Source organism: Nocardia sp. CDC159, assembly GCF_023740735.1.
Taxonomy (GTDB): domain Bacteria; phylum Actinomycetota; class Actinomycetes; order Mycobacteriales; family Mycobacteriaceae; genus Nocardia; species Nocardia pulmonis.
Genome location: NZ_JAMRXH010000001.1, coordinates 85,792 through 102,396, shown reverse-complemented (window position 1 = coordinate 102,396; position 16,605 = coordinate 85,792). Strand labels below are relative to the sequence as shown.

Genomic DNA, 16,605 nt, shown 5'->3' with positions numbered 1-16,605 from the left:
GGCCGGGAGAAGGTGGAGATGTGGCGCCGGACGACGAACGGGTGATCGCCGCGCCGCAGCACACGCGGCCCGAAGACGCCTCAGCGCAAGCGAATTCACCGAATCGGCCGATCGTCGCCGCCGATGACGACGATGCGCGGGTGCAGGCCGTGGAGGTCGACGAGCAGGAGCGGCCCGCGCGTGAGCTGCGCGGCTGGGCCGAGCGGGTGGTCGCGGGCGTATCGTTCGCGGTGGCGCTGCTGGTGCTGTGGCAGGTGTTCCGGCCACTGCCGCAGGGCAGTCAGTACTACCTGGTCATCTTTCTCGCCGGGACGCTGCCGCTGGTGTTCCTCGCCTACCGGTCCGGGGCGCGCTGGCTCGATCGCGGCGCGAGCGGGCCCGGGATCGTGGACTGGGCGCTGGCCGCGCTCGCGGTGGTGGTGTGCCTGTATCCGGTGCTGCCGTGGCAGATCGGTTCGGGCGCGGGCGGATACGACGCCTTCCTGAACCGGCAGGGCCTGCTCGACCCGCTCGACGTCGCCCTCGGCGCGGTGCTGCTGGTGCTGGTGCTCGAGGCGTGCCGCCGCACCACCGGCTGGGTGCTGCCCGCGGTATGCCTGGCCTTCCTGGCCTACGGCTACTACGGCGGGCTGCTGCCGCAGCAGTGGAGCGTGGCGCACGCGGGACTGGACTTCGCCCAGATCGTCGACGCGCTCTACAACTCCGGCAGCGGGTTCTACGGCACCCCGCTGGATGTGGCCGCCACCTATATCGTGCTGTTCACCCTCTACGGCGCGGTTCTCGAATTCTCCGGCGCCGCGCAGTTCTTCGTCGACCTGTCGGTGGCGGTGTTCCGGCGCTCGCGCAGCGCGGCCGGGCGCACCACCGTGGCATCGGGCTTTCTGCTCGGCACCGTCTCCGGATCGGGCACCGCGACCGCGGTCAGCGTCGGGGCGGTGACCTGGCCGATCCTGCGTCGCGCGGGCTATCCGCCGGAGCAGGCGGGCGGCATGCTCGCCGCGGCCGGTGTCGGCGCGATCCTGTCGCCGCCCACGCTCGGGGTGGCGGCGTTCATCGTCGCCGAATATCTGAACGTCTCCTATGTGACGGTGTTGGGGTGGGCGCTGATTCCGACGCTGCTCTACTACCTCGGCATCCTGCTGGCCGTGGAGATCGATGCGCGCCGGTTCGGCACCCGGCCGGTCGAGATCGCCGGGCCCTCGGCGTGGGCGCTGCTGGGCCGCTTCGGATATCACTTCCTGTCACTGGTGGCGATCGTGGTCCTGCTGCTGCTGGACGTGTCGGCCACGCGCGCGGTCGTCTACGCCACCGCGCTGGCCTTCGTGCTCGCCCTCTTCGATCGCCGCACCCGCGCGGTCGCGACCTCGCCGCGGCGGGTGTTCGAGGCGCTGGGCAGCGGGGTGCGCTCGGCGCTGCCGGTGGTCGCGGTGTGCACGGCGGCCGGGGTGATCACCGCCGTCACCACCAAGACCGGGCTGGGCGCGCAGGCGGCGGCGTTGCTGGTGCGGGCGGCGCGGGCGCTGTCCGAGGATCACACCGTAGTCCTCGCCACCACAGTGGTTTTCGCGGCGATCGCGCTGGCGCTGCTCGGGCTCGCGGTGCCGGTGACCGCCTCGTTCATCATCGGCTGGGCGGTCATCGGACCCGCCTTGCTCGCACTGGACGTGCCCGCGCCCGCCGCCGCCATGTTCGTCTTCTACTACTCGGTGCTGTCGGAGGTGACGCCGCCGACCGCGCTGGCCGCCGTCGGCGCGGCGGCGATCACCGGGGGCCGGACCATGGCGACCATGCGGCAGGCGCTGAAGTACGCGTTGCCCGCATTCCTGGTGCCGGTGGTCTTCGTGCTCAGCGGGCCCGGCGATCACCTACTCGGCCGCGGGCCGCTGCTCGGCGTGCTGTGGACGACCGTGGTGGCCTGCGTCGCGGTGGCGGCGCTCGCGATCGCCACGGGCGGTTGGCTTTTCGGCATCGGCCCGGCCGGGGCGCCCGCGCGGGTGTGTGCCGGGGCGGGCGGGCTGGCCCTGCTGTATCTGGAACCGGTGTCGATGCTGGTGGGTGCGGCCGCGCTGGCCACCGCCACCGGGCTCGCGCTGCTCGATCGAAGGAGAAACGCATGAGAACAGCCGCACTGGTGTGCGCGGTCGTCGTGGCGACCGCCGGACTGGCCGGATGCGGCGGCCGCCGCGACGCGCCGTCCGGCGCCGCCGACGGACCGGTGACCTGTGAGGTCGGGCAGGACACCAGGATCGGCATCGCGACCGGCAACGCCACCGGGGTGTACTTCGCGCTCGGCAACGCCTACGCCGATCAGATCTCCCAGGCCACCGGCGGGCGGGTCAAGGCGACGGCCGCGGAAACCGGTGCGTCCGTGCAGAACATCCAGCAGCTGGTCGCGGGCACCTATCAGGTCGCGTTCTCCCTCGCCGACACCGCCGCCGACGCGGTACTCGGCAAGGACAGCTTCGAGGGCAAGAAGCAACCGGTGCGGGCGCTGTCGCGGCTGTACCCTAACTACACCCAGGTCGTCGTGCGCACCGGCGCGAATATCGGCTCGCTCGCCGATCTGCGCGGTAAGAGGGTCTCCACCGGCTCGCCCAAATCCGGCACCGAGGTGATCGCGCAGCGGGTGCTGCGCGCGGCCGGACTCGATCCCGAACGCGACATCGCCGCGCAGCGGCTGGATCTCACCAAGACCGTCGACGGCATGAAGGACGGTTCCATCGACGCCATGTTCTTCTCCGGCGGCCTGCCCACCCCCGGCATCACCGACCTGTTCACCTCCGCCCGCGACCGCGTCCAGCTGCTCGACATCTCCGCGGCGCTGCCCCGCCTGCGCGAGATCAGCGCGGTCTACGAGGCCGCCCCCATTCCCGCGGCCACCTACAAACTCCCCGCGGACGTCCCCACCGTCGTCGTCCCCAACGTCCTGCTGGTCCGCGACGATCTCGACCCCAACCTCGCCTGCGTCCTCACCAAGACCCTCTACGACCGCAAACCCCAACTGGAACAGGCGAATTCGGCCGCCAAGGGCATCAGCCGCGACACCGCCCGCAACACCGATCCCGTTCCGCTGCACCGGGGTGCGGACCAGGCCCTGTCCTGACCGGCATCGGCAAAGCACGGATTCGGCGGCGGCGACGGGCATAGACTCGTCGGGTGGAGTGGGAGACGCCGGAGCAGCGGGCGATCCGCCGCAAACACCGGATGCGGCTGGCCGTCGTCGGACCGATCGCCGTGCTCGCCGTGGGAATCGCGGTCGTGGCCTATATGCGCGATCCGGAGAACACCAATTCCCCCGCGCCCCAGGTCTCCCCGGCCTTCGTCGGGGAATGGCGCGGCGTCGCCGACAACGGCCGCGACACCTTCGACATCGTGCTCCGCATCACCGGCGACACCGCCGACCGGACGGTCACCAACAAGGCCTCCGGCGCCCGCTGCGAGTACGCCGAACGCGTCAGCGCCGCCACCGAGACCGAACTCACCCTCACCGCCCGCTCCAGCACTGGCATGGGCTGCGACACCGACCCCCGCACCACCGCCCAACTGCACACCGACGGCGGCCTCGCCTACCGCACCGGCCCCGCGGGCAGCACCGTCACCGGGACGCTGCGCAAGGGCTGACTACGGGCGGGCCGCGACCGGTTCCTCCTCCTGGCGCTGCCTGTTCTCACTGATCATGGTGAGCACGAGCAGCAGCACCGCGGCCACGCCGCCGCCGATGAGAATGGCGAAACCGCCGTTCCAGCCGAGATGGTCGACGGTGAAGCCGATGACGGCGCTGGCCGCGACCGATCCGCCCAGATAGCCGAACAGGCCGGTGAATCCGGCGGCCGAACCGGCCGCCTTCTTCGACACCAGCTCCAACGCGTGCAGACCGATCAGCATGACCGGGCCGTAGATGAGGAAGCCGATGACGATCATGCACGCCATGCTCACCGCGGGCATATCGGCCGGGGCGATCCAGAACATCACCGTGGCCGCGGTGACCAGACCCATGAAGAACACGCCGGTGGCGCCGCGATTACCGCGAAACACCTTGTCCGACATCCACCCCGCCAGCAGGGTGCCGGGAATGCCCGCGTACTCGTAGAGGAAGTAGGCCCAGGAGGACTTGTCCAGGGTGAAGTGCTTGACCTCCTTGAGATAGGTCGGCGACCAGTCCAGCACGCCGTAGCGCAGCAGGTAGATGAACACGTTGGCGAAGGCGATGTACCACAGCAGCTTGTTGGGCAGGATGTAGCGGGTGAAGATCTCCTTGGCGGTGAGCTCCACCTCGTCGGCGGCCGAGTAGTCCTTCGGATAGTCGTTCTTGTACTCCTCGATCGGCGGCAGACCCACCGACTGCGGGGTGTCGCGCATGAGCAGATAGGCGACGACCGCGACCGCCACCGCCATGAACGCGGGCATGTAGAACGCCGAGCGCCAATCGTGGAACCAGGCCATGCCCAGCAGGAACAGCAGCGGCGGCAGGCCGCCGCCGACATTGTGGGCGGTGTTCCACACCGACACGATGCGGCCACGCTCGCTCTGCGACCACCAGTGCACCATCGTCCGTCCCGCGGGCGGCCAGCCCATGCCCTGGAACCAGCCGCACACGAACAGCAGCACGAACATCACCAGCACGCTGGAGGTGGTCCACTCCACGAAGCCCATGACGATCATGACCGACGCCGACAGCACCAGCCCCAGCGGCAGGAACACCCGCGGATTGGCCCGGTCGGAGATCAGGCCCATCACGAACTTCGACACCCCGTATGCCAGTGAGATGGCCGAAAGCACAAGGCCCATCTGGCCTTTGGTGAAATCGCCGTGCTCGCCGTCGGTCAGGTACGGAATGGCCAGCGCGAAGTTCTTGCGCACGAGATAGTAGGCCGCGTAGCCGAAGAAGATGCCGATGAAAATCTGCCAGCGCAACCGCCGGTACAGCGGATCGATCCGGTTCTCGGGCAACCGCTCCCGGTGGGGTGCGGGCGCGAGGATGCTCAGCATTCGGCCTCCAGGCACTTACGACTGTCGAGCATGCGGGATCACCTCATGCCGGGCCCTCGCCGCACCTGGGGAGGGCCAGCGTGCGACGTTAGCTGTGAATTGTCTGAATGGGCAAATCCCGCCGCCAAGGACCGGGCTATCGGATGCCGAGCGCCAGCCGCAGCTGACGGGCCCACCAATCCAGCTGCGGCCCCGAGTCGTCCGCCGCGGCCCCGGTGAGCCCCGCACTGCGCCGGAAGTCGCTGCCGTACAGCGACTCGGTGACCATCGCCTGGTGCAGCGCCGCGACCGCGAGCCGGGTCTCATCGAGCGCACTCCCCGGCGCCCGCAGCCGGTGCAGTGCCTCGACCACGGGATCGAGCATCCCACTCCCACGATCCCGCCACCCCGCCGCGCGCAGCGCCACCGCCAACTCTCCGTAGCCGCCCCGATACGCCGCCGCGAGCTCCTCGACGAGCTCCGAAATATCGGCGCCGCGCGCGAGCCAGGTCCCGAGAACTTCCGAGATCGCCTCCCGAATCCGCCGCCCGCCGTGTCGAAGCAGGGCCCCGAGCAACTTCTCCCGATTCCCGAAATGATGTGTCACCCCGGCATCGGTCATCCCCACCCGCGCGGCCACCGCCCGCACCTGCACGGCACCGACCCCACCCTCGGCCAGCAGCTCGGCCGCCGCGTCGAGAATCAACCGGCGAGCCTGCTCCGGACTCCTGCGCACTCGCGGCGTGCTCACCCCCGCAACTCTACTTTGACCCGCCAAGGTCGTCTCACGGGGAGAGTGAGATCTGGGTGTGCGTCGCGGATCGAGCTGGGCGGCGCCACTCGGGGATCCGAAGCATCAGCCCGGCGGTGATGTCGTCGAGCGCGACGTTGTCGCCGCCGTTGAGCTTGGCCCGGTACATCGCGGCATCGGCGCGACAGGCCAGCGTTGCGGCGATGTGGTCCGAGCCATGGCGGCGAGCCTCGTCGATGCCGATCGCCGCCACTCCGATGCTGGCGGTGACCGCGACCGGATCGGCCGTTTCGGCGATGGCGCGGCGCAGCCGCTCGGCGACCGCGTATGCCTCGACTATCGGCAGTCTGACGACGACGGCGAATTCCTCACCGCCGGTGCGGGCGATGACGGCGTGCGAGGGGACCGTGGCGCGGAGCCGGTCCGCGGTTCGCACCAGGACGTCGTCGCCGATGTGATGCCCGAAGGTGTCGTTGACCTTCTTGAAGCGGTCGAGATCGATGACCAGCACGCACACCGGCAGGCGCCCCGCCTGTTCGACGATCGCGCGCCCGCGCGTCCGGAGGCCGCGGCGATCCCACAGCCCAGTCAGCGGGTCGGAGAGCAGCTCGGTCCACAGCACGCCACAGACGAAATGCAATCCGGGTAGCAGCACACAATTGGCAACCAACACCAGCACGAGAAAGGACACCACGACCGCGAGCGGCTTTCCCTGCCGCGCCAGCCCCGCCGTCAAGACCATCGCGAACACCACCGACCACACCACATGAGCGGCGAGGACCTTCGCGTTGTGGAAAAGTCCGAAATAGATGCCGATGGCGAACAGCAGCAGCACGCCGGCCCAGGTGACGAAGACACCCCCGATCGGCACGCAGAGCGCCGCGGTGAGCACATCCGCGACCGCGAACAGGGCCACGGCCTGCGATTCGTCCGGCATCGGCCGGGTCAACCAGCGCAGCCCCCACAGCGCCGCCGCGGCCGCGCCGACCGCCGCACCCACGTGCCCCCCGATGCCGGTATTGCGGTCGAACAGCGAGATCGACAGCGCGATGACGCTCACGGCCCAGGCCACCGTCCCGACCGTCGCCTTCAGCCACACCACCGCGGAACGCGACGCGATGATCTCCATCAGCGGGAAGTAGAGATCATTCCCGCGCCACAACCTGCGCAGCAGTTGCCGATCGTCCATGCGCTGACTCCCAAAAGGCCAGTCTCAGAGCGACATCCCCAGCAAAGGTAACCACGGGTGGCAGATAGATAGCTACCGCTTGGCAAATAAGGTTAGCTCGCGCGGGGCGACATGGATACCGCGGCGACTGTGACGATGAACAACTTCGCCGCTCGACACCGGCGGCGAACACGACCTATGCCGCAATAGGCCCAACCGTCACCGGGCGCGGCCGGCTCACTACGCGGTGGCGACCACCCGCCCCAGCATCAGCTGCTTCAGGTAGTGGTGGGAAATCAATGTGCAGTAGTGCTGCCCCTTGAACGCCTCGGGGATGCCGGGGGTACTCAGCGGCACGTACAGCGACTTCGACGGAATGTGCAATCGCTGGGCGGCGTCCACGAGGGCCACCGGGAATTCGGCGACCCACTCCTGCCCGGTCGCGGCGACCGTATCGGGGTCGATCACGACGTCCTCGGGCCGATGCACGAGCTCCCGACGTTCGGCGGGGGTGAGCATCGCGGCCACCTCGCGCACCGTCTGCCGGTTGACGGCGGCGCAGTCGGCTTCCGGACCCGCGATGTCGGCTCCGTACACCGCGGCGATGTGATCGGCCGACTTTCCCTTGCAGCGCACCTGTTTCGGCTGGCTGTTACCCGCATCCGCATAGGTGTTGTATCGGGTGGTTGTCAGCGGCTGCACCTGCGGCTTGGACGCCGCGAACGACGCCATATCCGGGTAGTCGACGTTGCGCAGCGAACCACCGGCCCGGCGAAAGTCGATGACGTCCAGATTCGCCGTCTGGGCCTGCGCGCGCAGGCAGAGGTTACCGAACAAAGTCGGCTCCGGTGCGGCCGCGGACGCCGTTGCGCCGCTGCCGATTCCGAGCAATGCCGCCGCGGCCGTCGACAACGCCGCGAGCAGGGAGAAGGATCGGATACGCACGGGGACTCCGTTCTCGGCGTTTCTCCAAGAGAAACATTGTTTCATTTCTCCTGGACGAGGGTGCGGCCCAGCTGCCACGGTCGTCAAGCCCTTCGGCCGAACCGCGGGAAAATTCCGGCGCGCCCGGGCCTGGGCGGCTCGAATTCCGGATCCACGAACCATCTTTCGGTGCACACGAGCGCCGCCAGCAGCACCGCCTCACCGGCATTGCCGAGCGGCGGGATCACCGTTCCTCCCGCCGCGGCGGCGAACATTGCCCCCGCCCCGAGCGCGAGCCAGGGCCAGCGCCGCCGTCGCCACGCGCGGACCCCGGCGGCCAGGAGCACGACCATGACGATCAGCGCCGGAATCGGAGCCGTCGGGTCGGCGGGTGCGTAGCGCAGCGTGTCGGCGAAGGTCCGCGGGACCAGCTCCAGATGCCGCAGCTCGACGAGGACACCCCAGCCGATCAGCACCACCACGACCGCCCACGCGTCGCGCCGGTTCCGCCCCGACAGCGCCGCCGCCCACGGCACCAGCAGTGGCGTGAGCACCGCATGGGCGAGGAAGCGGCCAAAGCTCGCATCCCGCAACACCTCCCCCTCCCCCACGACGGCGCCGAGCCCGAAAACCGCCGCGTCGTAGGCGAGTCCGAGCGCGACCACGCGCAACAGCCAACGCCGCATCGCACCCTCGCCGCGCACCCGCCCGACCGCGACGGCCGATCCGAGTTGCACCGCGGCAATGACCAGCAGCGCCGCCGACAGCATCCACCCGCTCCGATCTCAGAACTCGCGCAGCAGCCGCCCCGCCCCCTCGACGCGATCGTCGATGCCGTGCTCGCGCAACGCATGCCAGAGCGTGGCCGCGTTGATGGCGATGACGGGCTTGTCCAGCACCCGCTCGAGCTCGTCGGCGAGCGCCACGAACGACAGATTCGTGCCCACCTGCACGATGGCCTCCACATCCGGCCCGTCGAGCTCGGCGACCACCGCGCGCAGCCGGTCCGGTTCGACCCGGGCGATATCCATCGCCGTGGGACAGCGCAATCCGGTGATCGCGGCGACCTCGAAACCCGCCTCGGTGAAGAACCGGCCGACCTCGGTATCGGCGATCGGCTGATACGGCGAGAACACCGCGATTCGGCGGCAGCCGAAGGTGCGCAGCGCCGCCCGGCACGAACTCGCACCGGTGGTCACCGGCAATCCGGTCCTATCGCGCAGCCGCTGCTCGAAGGCAGCATTGCCCGCCACCCCACCCCAGAACGTCTCCGCCGACATGCCCATGACCATGCGGTCGGGCTGGGCGGTGAGCACATCGCGGACCGCGGTGTCGATCGATGCCCGGATCTGGGCGATCAGCGCCTCGAAGTCGCGATCGTCGCCCATCACCGGATTCGGGATGTACATCGATCCGGCGCGATAGGCGATGTCCGGCACCCCCGCACGCCAATAGTCGTGTTCGACAACGGTATTCGTGCTGGGCACGACGACGCCGAAGACGGCCCTGGTGCCGACGACATTGGTCATATCCGATCCTTCGCGAGTAGGCCGTCCACGGCGCGGTGTGCGCGGTCGCGGTCGGCCGGGCGGTCGAGCAGCAGCACGTCCACCAGCAGCGGCGACACGATCGCGAGGGCGGCCTCCGCGATCCGGTCCTCGTCGGTGAAGCCGAGCGCCCGCAGCGCGCGGTGGAACGGTGCGAGCAGATCCCCGACGTAGCGGTGGCGCAGCGGCACGCAGTCCGGATCGGCCGACGAGGCGCTGACGAGGGCACGTAGGAACGCGCCGACGGGCTTGTCGCGCAGGCGATCACAGAGCAGATCGACCTCTGCGCGCAGATCGGCGACCGAATCGCCGGTGGGTCGCGGCGACGGATGCGGTGCGACCGAGATCAGCGCCGCCAGTACGTCTTTCGGCGTGGGCCAGTGCCGGTAGATGGTGGTGCGGGCCACGCCGGTGGCCGCGTGCAACCGCTGCGGGGTCAGGGCCGCGGCGCCCTCGGCGAGTACGAGTTCCAGGGCCGCCGTCAGCACGAGTTCCTCGGTCTCCACTGCCGGGCCCGCAGGTCGTCCGGGTCTGTTCACAGCAATAAACGATACAGGTTGTTTTGGATTCGCATTAGCAGTACATTCTGTAGCGAAAATATTCGCCTCCCTCAGGAGCCACCATGCGTCCGCATGTAGAACTCATCGATGAACGCGATCTGATCTGGCACGTCGCCGAATTCGAACTCGCCACCGGCAGCGCCGAACAGCGCAACCTCAGCTACGACGAGGAGGACGGCTCGGCCTCGCTCAAGGTTCGCTTCACCAGCGACTGGTCCCGGCCCGCGGGCGTCCACGACGCCGACACCGAATGGTTCGTGCTGTCCGGCCGGGTCACCATCGGAGACACCGAACTCGGTCCCGAGGGATTCTGGACCGCGCCGAAAGGCGTATGGACACCGCCGATCTCGGTGGCCGAGCGCACCGAGATCCTGCTGTTCCGCGAGCACGGTGGCTGGCACTTCGAGCGGGCGGACGCCGGCCGCGATTTCGTGCGCGAGGATCAGAAGCTGGTCGTGCTCGACGCCGCGGCAATGCCGTGGATCGATGTGAAGGACGGCAGCCCGATGCGCTTCGACCTCGGCGGCACCCCCGTCCCCGGCCTGTACATCAAACTCCTGCACCGCGACCAGAAGACGGGTTTCTATACCCGCCTGATCAAGGCCAAGCCGGGCTGGCGCGAGGAGCCCCTGGCCCACCATCCGTGCAGCGAGGAGGCCTACTGCCTGGCGGGCGGTTTCGACTACAACTACGGAAAGATGTGGCCCGGAACGTATTTCTGGCGCCCCGCCCTGATCCGCCACGGCGACTTCACCGCCGACGCCGAACAGGGCTGCACCTGGATCGTGCGCTCCGACGCCGATCTGGTCGACTGGTACACCGACAACCCGAAGGTCGTCATGTCCGGCCAGCCGACCAACTGGGGTCCGGAATTCCCGAACACACTGGCACCCAAGCTCGTCGAGCCGGTCCGCTCCCGATCCATCGGACCCTGGGCCGATCCCACCTACCAGTAGCCTCCCCCGGCCCCTTCTCGGCACGCCGGAGACCCGTGTCACAGTTATTGATAACGACAGTCGTTTTCATTACTGTTTCACCGTCCCGATCCCCCGGTGCCGAGGAGGAGCCATGTCAATCGCCGTCGACGATTCGATCGCGCAGGAGGAGAAGCCCGCGCGGCCGGGCTGGTTCGTGAGTCCGCGCGTCGACATCGTGCTGGTGTTGGGGCTGGGCGCGCTGCTGTCGGTGGTGCTGTCGCTGACGACCGCGCACAAGGGCGCGTTCCTGGTCGCGGCGGTGGCCTTCTCGTTGCTGTCGGACTATCCGCACGTGCTGGCCACCTCGGCGCGGGTATGGCTGGATCCGCGGGAGCGGCAACGGTATTGGCGGCACTACCTGATCAGCTGGGTGGTGGTCGCGGCCGTGCTGAGCACGCTGATGTTCTCCGGGGCCACCGTGGTGGTCGTGGCGGTGTGGGCCTACTGGCAGGTGTTCCATGTGCTCAAGCAGCATTTCGGGATCATCAATATCTACGCCGCGAAGAACGGCTACCGCGGACCGCGAAAGCTGCTGAAATACAGCCTGTTCGCGGCCTGCCTCGCGCCGTTCGCCTATCGGGCCAGCCAGGGGCTGCGCTTTTCCGACTACGAGGTGCTGGGGCATCGGCTGCCGTTCTCGGAGCTGACCGTGCCGACGCCGCCGATCCCGATGCCGGTGGTGTACGCGGGTTTCGGGGTCGCCGCGGTGCTGGTGGCACTGCTGGCCGCCGAGCAGCTGCGCCTGCACCGCTCCGGTCGAAGCGCCCTGCCCGCCATGGCGTGGGCCACCTTCGGGCTCGCGGTGGTCTCGTACAACCTGTCGTATCTGCTGGTGTCGGACCTGTTCGCGCTGATCCTCATCGCGACCACCACGCACAGCCTGCAGTACCACCTGATCAACTGGACCCGCAACAACACCCGGTTCCGGCTGTCCACCGATCCGGCCGAGCGGCGGCTGCTGCTGGCCCGGCTCTCCAGCCGCAAGGCGCTGCCGCTGTACGTGCTGGCCTTCGCGGTGCTCGGGGTGATCGCCGGACAGCTGGATATCGTGCTGCTGGGCGTGATCCCGCTGACCTTCGTCTTCCACCACTTCTACATGGACGGCGCGCTCTGGAAGAGTCAGGGCAATCCCGAACTGGCCTACGATCTGGGCATCGCGAAGCGATGACCGTCACCCGCGTCGAAAGCGCCTCGCAGCGCCGGGCTTTCATCCGAATGCCGTGGCTGGTCAACGCCGCCGACCCGAATTGGCGGCCGCCGCTGCGCCGTGCGGTGGCCGCGGGGATGCGCGCGAGCGATCCGTTCCACGCCGAGGCCGATATCGCGCACTTCGTCGCCCACCGCGGCCGACGACCGGTCGGGCGCATCGCGGTGACCCTGGATCGCGAATACATCCGTCGCTACGGCAATTACGCTCTGTTCGGCTTCTTCGACTGCGTACCCGACGCCGGGGTGGCGCGGGAGCTGATGGCCGCGGCACAGCAGTGGGCCGGTGCGCGCGGCGCGCGCCGGCTGAGCGGACCCTACAACTACTCGCCGCGCCACGACATGGGGCTGCTGGTGGACGGTTTCGAGCAGCCGCCCACGCTCATGCAGCCGCACAACCCGGCCTACTACGCGGACCTGTTGTCCGCATGCGGTTTCGGGCGACGGTTCGACACCACCACCTACCACTGGTCCCGCGAGACCCACGGCGAGCAGGCCGAACGGCTGCGCTCCCGAGCACGAAAGGTGCTCGCGGCCGGTCGCATCCGGGTGCGCCCACCGGATCTGGGCAACTTCGGCGCGGAGGTGGAGCTGCTGCGCGGCATCTACAACGAGTCCTTCCACGACCATCCCGAGCACGTGCCGATCTCCGCGCCGGTATTCGCCGCGCTCGCCGGAGATCTGAAGGCCGTGCTGGATCCGGCGCTGATCCGCATCGTCGAGGTCGACGACCGCCCCGCCGGATTCGCCATGCTGGTGCCGGATCTCAACCAGATCACCCCGCGCTCGGGCCGGTTGACCCCGGCACTGGCCGCGCGGCTGATCGCCAAGCGCGACAACCGCATTCGCGGCATCGACACCGCGGTGGTGGTCATGATCGGCGTCGCGCCCGAACACACCGGACTGGGCGTGGGCCGCGTGGTGGCCGGGGAGATCGCCGAGGTGGTCCTGTCCGGCCGCTACCGGCAGGTCACCACCACCTGGATCCACGAACGCAATCACTGGTCCAAGGCACTGGTGGCGCAGCTGAAGGCCGCACCGGCCCGGCGCTACCGAATCTACGAGAAGGCGATCGCATGACCGAAGCGACATTGGTGACCGGGGCGAGCGGATGTCTGGGCGCCGCGCTGACCCGCGCGCTGGTCGCCGACGGGGAGCGCGTGGTGGCCCTGGTGCAACCGGGCGCGGGACCGGGCGGGCTGCGAGATCTACTGGACGATATAGAGATCCGCTACGGCGACGTCACCGATCCCGAGGCGCTGGCGCGGGCCTTGCGCGGCGTCGCGCGGGTGTACCACCTCGCGGGCATCGCGGTCCCGCTGAACGGCCTGGCCGCGCACATGTGGGAGGTGAACGTGCTCGGCGCGCAGCTGGTGGCCCGGGCCGCGGCGGCGGCCGGGGTGCGGCGGATGGTGCACGTATCCTCCAGCGCGGCCGTCGGCTACCCGCCCGCCGACACCATCGCCGACGAAACATTCGACGTCCGCGATTCGGTGACCACCACCGCCTACGGCACCACCAAACTCTGGGGTGAACGGCTCGTCCTCGACCAGGCCACTGCCGACTTCGACGTCGTTGTCGTCAATCCCACCGCCGTCTACGCCCCCGGCGGCCACCCGCACTGGGGCTGGTCGCGACTGGTGAGCGCGGCGCGGCGCGGACTGCTACGCGTCGCGCCGACCGGCGGCACGGCCGTGTGCGCGGCCCACGACTTCGTCGACGGCACCCGAAAGGCCATGCGGCACGGCCGATCCGGGCGGCGCTACCTGCTCGGTTCCGCGAATCTGAGCTACGCCGAGATCGGCGCGGCGCTGTCGGCCGCCCTCGGCCGCGACGACCGGATCCGCGAGGTGCCCGCCAAGGCCCTGCGGACCGTCGCCCGCCTCAATGCGGGCATCGCCCGGCTGCGCACCGATCCGCTGCGCTCACCGCTGCTGGTGCCCGAGAACGCCGACCTCATGACGCGGCGGCTCTACTACAGCCCGCGGCGGGCCGTAACGGAGCTCGGCCTGAGCCAGACCCCGGTCGAGCAGCTGTTCCGGGACCTGGTCGACGGGAGCGCGCGATGACCGCGACCACCACCGCATCACGTGCGGCGCTGGGTATTTCGATATCGGAGGCGCGGCGGCTGGTGATCGATCTGAAGCGGCCGATCGCCTGGATCTACTGGGTCGACCTGCTCGCGTCGGTCACCGTGGGGGCGACCGCGTTCGCCCTGTTCCCGACGCACGATCCGCTGTCGGTGGGCGCGGCCGGATGTGTGCTGGTGGCGGCCTTGGCGTTCTACCGCGCGGTGCTGTTCGTGCACGAACTGGTGCACGCCGCCGAATCCCTGCGCTGCTTCTCGCTGGCCTGGCATCTGCTGGTCGGAATCCCGCTGCTGGTACCGAAATTCGTCTACGAGTTCCATCAGGAACACCACGCCTCGCGCAGCTACGGTACGGCCGCCGACGGCGAGTACGTCGATTACGCGAGCGGGCCGCGCTGGCGGGTGCTGCTCACCCCGCTCACCGCCGCGGCCGGGCTGCCGGTGTTCGTGCTGCGCTTTCTGGTGCTGGCGCCGGTGAGCTGGCTGGTGCCCGGACTGCGGCGCTGGACGCTGACCCGCGCCTCGGCGCTGGCGATCGACGCCGAGTTCGCCCGGGTCCTGCCGCCCCGGCTCCCGCGGCACTGGATCGTGCAGGAGGCGGCGTGCTTCGGCTACTGCGTCGCGGTCGCGACGCTGCTGCTCACCGGGCACATTGCGCCCATTCGGCTGGCCGAGGCGTACGCCGTGATCACGGTGCTGCTGTTCGTCAACTGGCTGCGGGTGCTGGCCTCGCACCGCTACGCGAGTGCCAACGCGCCCATGTCCTTTCCGGAGCAGATCCTCGATTCGGTGGACCACACGTCGTTCCCGCTGCTGGCCGAGCTGTGGGCGCCGCTGGGGCTGCGCTATCACGCCGTGCACCACTTCTTCCCCTGGCTGCCCTATCACGCGCTGCCGCGAGCGCGGCGACGGCTGGCCGCGGCCATTCCCGCCGACGGCGGTTACTGGCGCACGGCCGAACCCTCACTGCGGGCGACGCTGCGCGGGCTGCTGGGGGATCGAGACACGAAAGGAGAGCGGGCGTGACGCAGGTGCGAGCGCACGAGTCGCGGGAGACGACCTATTCGCGGCGGCTGCCCATCGTTCCGGTCGAGGCGCGCGGCACCCGCGTGCGCGGCAGCGACGGCCGCTGGTACCGCGACTGCCTGGCCGCGGCGGGCGCGATGTCGCTGGGCTGGAACCATCCGGTGGTGACCGAGGCGGTGCGACGCACCCTCGATTCCGGAGAGCCGTTGCTGTCGTTGGACTTTCACACCCCGGCCCGCGACGCCTTCGTCGAGGCGCTGTTGCCCGCGCTGCCGCCGGGACTGGCGCGCGACTGCGTGATCCATCTGTGCGCACCCAGCGGGGCCAATGCCATCGAGGCCGCCCTGACGGTGGCCGAGATCGCGACCGGCGGCCGCGCACACGTCGCGGTGCAGGGCGGTTTCCACGGGTGCAGCCGCGCCGCCCGCTCGGTGAGTTCCGGTGGGGGCCTGCGGCACTCGCGCGTCGTGCTCGGCCCGGAGGTGCGGTTCCTGCCGTTCCCGCAGCCGTATCGATGCCCGTTCGGCGTCGGCGGGGAGGCGGGGGTGGATCTGGCCGTGCGCGCGGTCGACAACACCTTCACCGATCCGCACAGCGGGCTGGCCGACCCGGCCTCGATCGTAAGCGAATTCGTCCTCGGCGAGGGCGGCGTGCACCCGGCCCCGCCGCGCTGGGCACGGGCGCTACGGCGCGCGGCCGATACCGCGGGGGTGCCGCTGATCGCCGACGAGATCCAGGCCGGGATGTACCGCACCGGCCGGGCGTGGGCATTCGAACACTGCGGCGTCGAACCCGACATGATCGCGATCTCCAAGGGCCTGGGATCGGGAATTCCCATGGCGGTCCTGGTGATCCGCCGCGGTTTCGACGCCTGGGAGCCGGGCGTGTTCACCGGCACCTTCCGCGGCAATGCCCTGGCCTTCGCGGCGGCGACCGCGGTGCTGCGCTACGCCGCCGAGCACCGGCTGGGCGACCACGTCCGGGCCGTGGGCGCGCGACTGGAGGCGGGCCTGCGCGCGGTGGCCGCCACCGCGACCGTGATCGGGGAGGTGCGCACGGCCGGGCTGATGGCCGGTGTCGAGATCATCGACCCCCTGCTGCCCGCCGACGAGCGCGGCATCGGCGCGCCGGGCACCGCACTGGCCGCGCGCATCCAATCCGCCTGCCTGGACGCGGGTCTGATCGTGGAGACCGGCGGACGCCACGGCAATGTCATCCGCTTCCTGCCGCCGCTGATCATCGACGCCGAGGAAATCGCCGCCGTGGTCGAGATCTTCGCCGACGCGGTGCAGCGCGTGCAGCGCGCCCATGCCGCGAGCCCGGTGGGGGTGGCGTGAACGAGCGCACCGTCGAGACCGAATTCCTCACTCCCGCCGGGTTCGAGCGCTA

At 69.7% G+C, this 16,605-nt stretch carries 16 protein-coding genes; 9 read left to right on the top strand and 7 right to left on the bottom strand.

Going from position 1 to position 16,605, the window contains the following annotated elements; all coding sequences use genetic code 11:
• Positions 1 to 110 precede the first annotated feature (110 nt).
• The 3 genes from NDR87_RS00465 to NDR87_RS00455 are packed head-to-tail and all read left to right on the top strand — an operon-like array spanning position 111 to position 3,621.
• Positions 111 to 2,117, top strand: a complete 2,007-nt coding sequence (locus NDR87_RS00465) for a TRAP transporter permease (RefSeq protein WP_372494075.1) — start codon at positions 111 to 113, stop codon at positions 2,115 to 2,117.
• Positions 2,114 to 3,103, top strand: a complete 990-nt coding sequence (locus NDR87_RS00460; RefSeq protein ID WP_251909363.1) for a TAXI family TRAP transporter solute-binding subunit — start codon at positions 2,114 to 2,116, stop codon at positions 3,101 to 3,103. Before NDR87_RS00465 ends, NDR87_RS00460 begins: the two co-directional genes overlap by 4 nt.
• 53 nt (positions 3,104 to 3,156) lie before the next feature.
• Complete coding sequence (locus NDR87_RS00455; RefSeq protein WP_251909364.1) at positions 3,157 to 3,621, top strand: hypothetical protein; 465 nt, start codon at positions 3,157 to 3,159, stop codon at positions 3,619 to 3,621.
• Here NDR87_RS00455 and glpT read toward each other — a convergent pair whose 3' ends face one another.
• The 7 genes from glpT to NDR87_RS00420 all read right to left on the bottom strand — a co-directional run bounded on the left by glpT (position 3,622) and on the right by NDR87_RS00420 (position 9,897).
• Positions 3,622 to 4,989, bottom strand: a complete 1,368-nt coding sequence (glpT, locus tag NDR87_RS00450; protein ID WP_251909365.1) for a glycerol-3-phosphate transporter — start codon at positions 4,987 to 4,989, stop codon at positions 3,622 to 3,624.
• Positions 4,990 to 5,125: 136 nt separating this feature from the next.
• Positions 5,126 to 5,719, bottom strand: a complete 594-nt coding sequence (locus tag NDR87_RS00445) for a TetR/AcrR family transcriptional regulator (protein ID WP_251909366.1) — start codon at positions 5,717 to 5,719, stop codon at positions 5,126 to 5,128.
• 34 nt (positions 5,720 to 5,753) lie between these two features.
• A complete protein-coding gene (locus tag NDR87_RS00440; protein WP_251909367.1) occupies positions 5,754 to 6,908 on the bottom strand; it encodes a GGDEF domain-containing protein in 1,155 nt (384 codons plus the stop codon).
• Between the two features lie 219 nt (positions 6,909 to 7,127).
• Positions 7,128 to 7,832: a hypothetical protein gene (locus tag NDR87_RS00435; protein ID WP_251909368.1), complete on the bottom strand. Its 705-nt coding sequence runs from the start codon at positions 7,830 to 7,832 to the stop codon at positions 7,128 to 7,130.
• 83 nt (positions 7,833 to 7,915) lie between these two features.
• Positions 7,916 to 8,581, bottom strand: a complete 666-nt coding sequence (locus NDR87_RS00430) for a hypothetical protein (protein WP_251909369.1) — start codon at positions 8,579 to 8,581, stop codon at positions 7,916 to 7,918.
• Positions 8,582 to 8,596: 15 nt separating this feature from the next.
• Positions 8,597 to 9,340 carry an arylmalonate decarboxylase gene (locus NDR87_RS00425; protein WP_251909370.1) on the bottom strand — a complete coding sequence of 248 codons (744 nt, stop codon included), beginning with the start codon at positions 9,338 to 9,340 and terminating at the stop codon, positions 8,597 to 8,599.
• Positions 9,337 to 9,897, bottom strand: a complete 561-nt coding sequence (locus NDR87_RS00420) for a TetR/AcrR family transcriptional regulator (RefSeq protein WP_251909371.1) — start codon at positions 9,895 to 9,897, stop codon at positions 9,337 to 9,339. Before NDR87_RS00420 ends, NDR87_RS00425 begins: the two co-directional genes overlap by 4 nt.
• Positions 9,898 to 9,980: 83 nt before the next feature.
• Between NDR87_RS00420 and NDR87_RS00415 the strand changes: the two genes are divergently transcribed.
• From NDR87_RS00415 to NDR87_RS00390, 6 genes are all read left to right on the top strand, one after another.
• Positions 9,981 to 10,874 carry a DUF4437 domain-containing protein gene (locus NDR87_RS00415; protein ID WP_251909372.1) on the top strand — a complete coding sequence of 298 codons (894 nt, stop codon included), beginning with the start codon at positions 9,981 to 9,983 and terminating at the stop codon, positions 10,872 to 10,874.
• Between the two features lie 112 nt (positions 10,875 to 10,986).
• A complete protein-coding gene (locus NDR87_RS00410) occupies positions 10,987 to 12,063 on the top strand; it encodes a hypothetical protein (protein WP_251909373.1) in 1,077 nt (358 codons plus the stop codon).
• Entirely contained in the window at positions 12,060 to 13,181 is a 1,122-nt protein-coding gene (locus NDR87_RS00405; protein ID WP_251909374.1) for an N-acetyltransferase, read from the top strand. Before NDR87_RS00410 ends, NDR87_RS00405 begins: the two co-directional genes overlap by 4 nt.
• Complete coding sequence (locus NDR87_RS00400; protein ID WP_251909375.1) at positions 13,178 to 14,170, top strand: NAD-dependent epimerase/dehydratase family protein; 993 nt, start codon at positions 13,178 to 13,180, stop codon at positions 14,168 to 14,170. Before NDR87_RS00405 ends, NDR87_RS00400 begins: the two co-directional genes overlap by 4 nt.
• Positions 14,167 to 15,216, top strand: coding sequence for a fatty acid desaturase (locus tag NDR87_RS00395; RefSeq protein ID WP_251909376.1), 1,050 nt, complete (start codon positions 14,167 to 14,169; stop codon positions 15,214 to 15,216). The genes NDR87_RS00400 and NDR87_RS00395 overlap by 4 nt, the downstream gene beginning before the upstream one ends.
• Entirely contained in the window at positions 15,213 to 16,553 is a 1,341-nt protein-coding gene (locus NDR87_RS00390) for an aminotransferase class III-fold pyridoxal phosphate-dependent enzyme (RefSeq protein ID WP_251909377.1), read from the top strand. Before NDR87_RS00395 ends, NDR87_RS00390 begins: the two co-directional genes overlap by 4 nt.
• Positions 16,554 to 16,605: the final 52 nt, after the last annotated feature.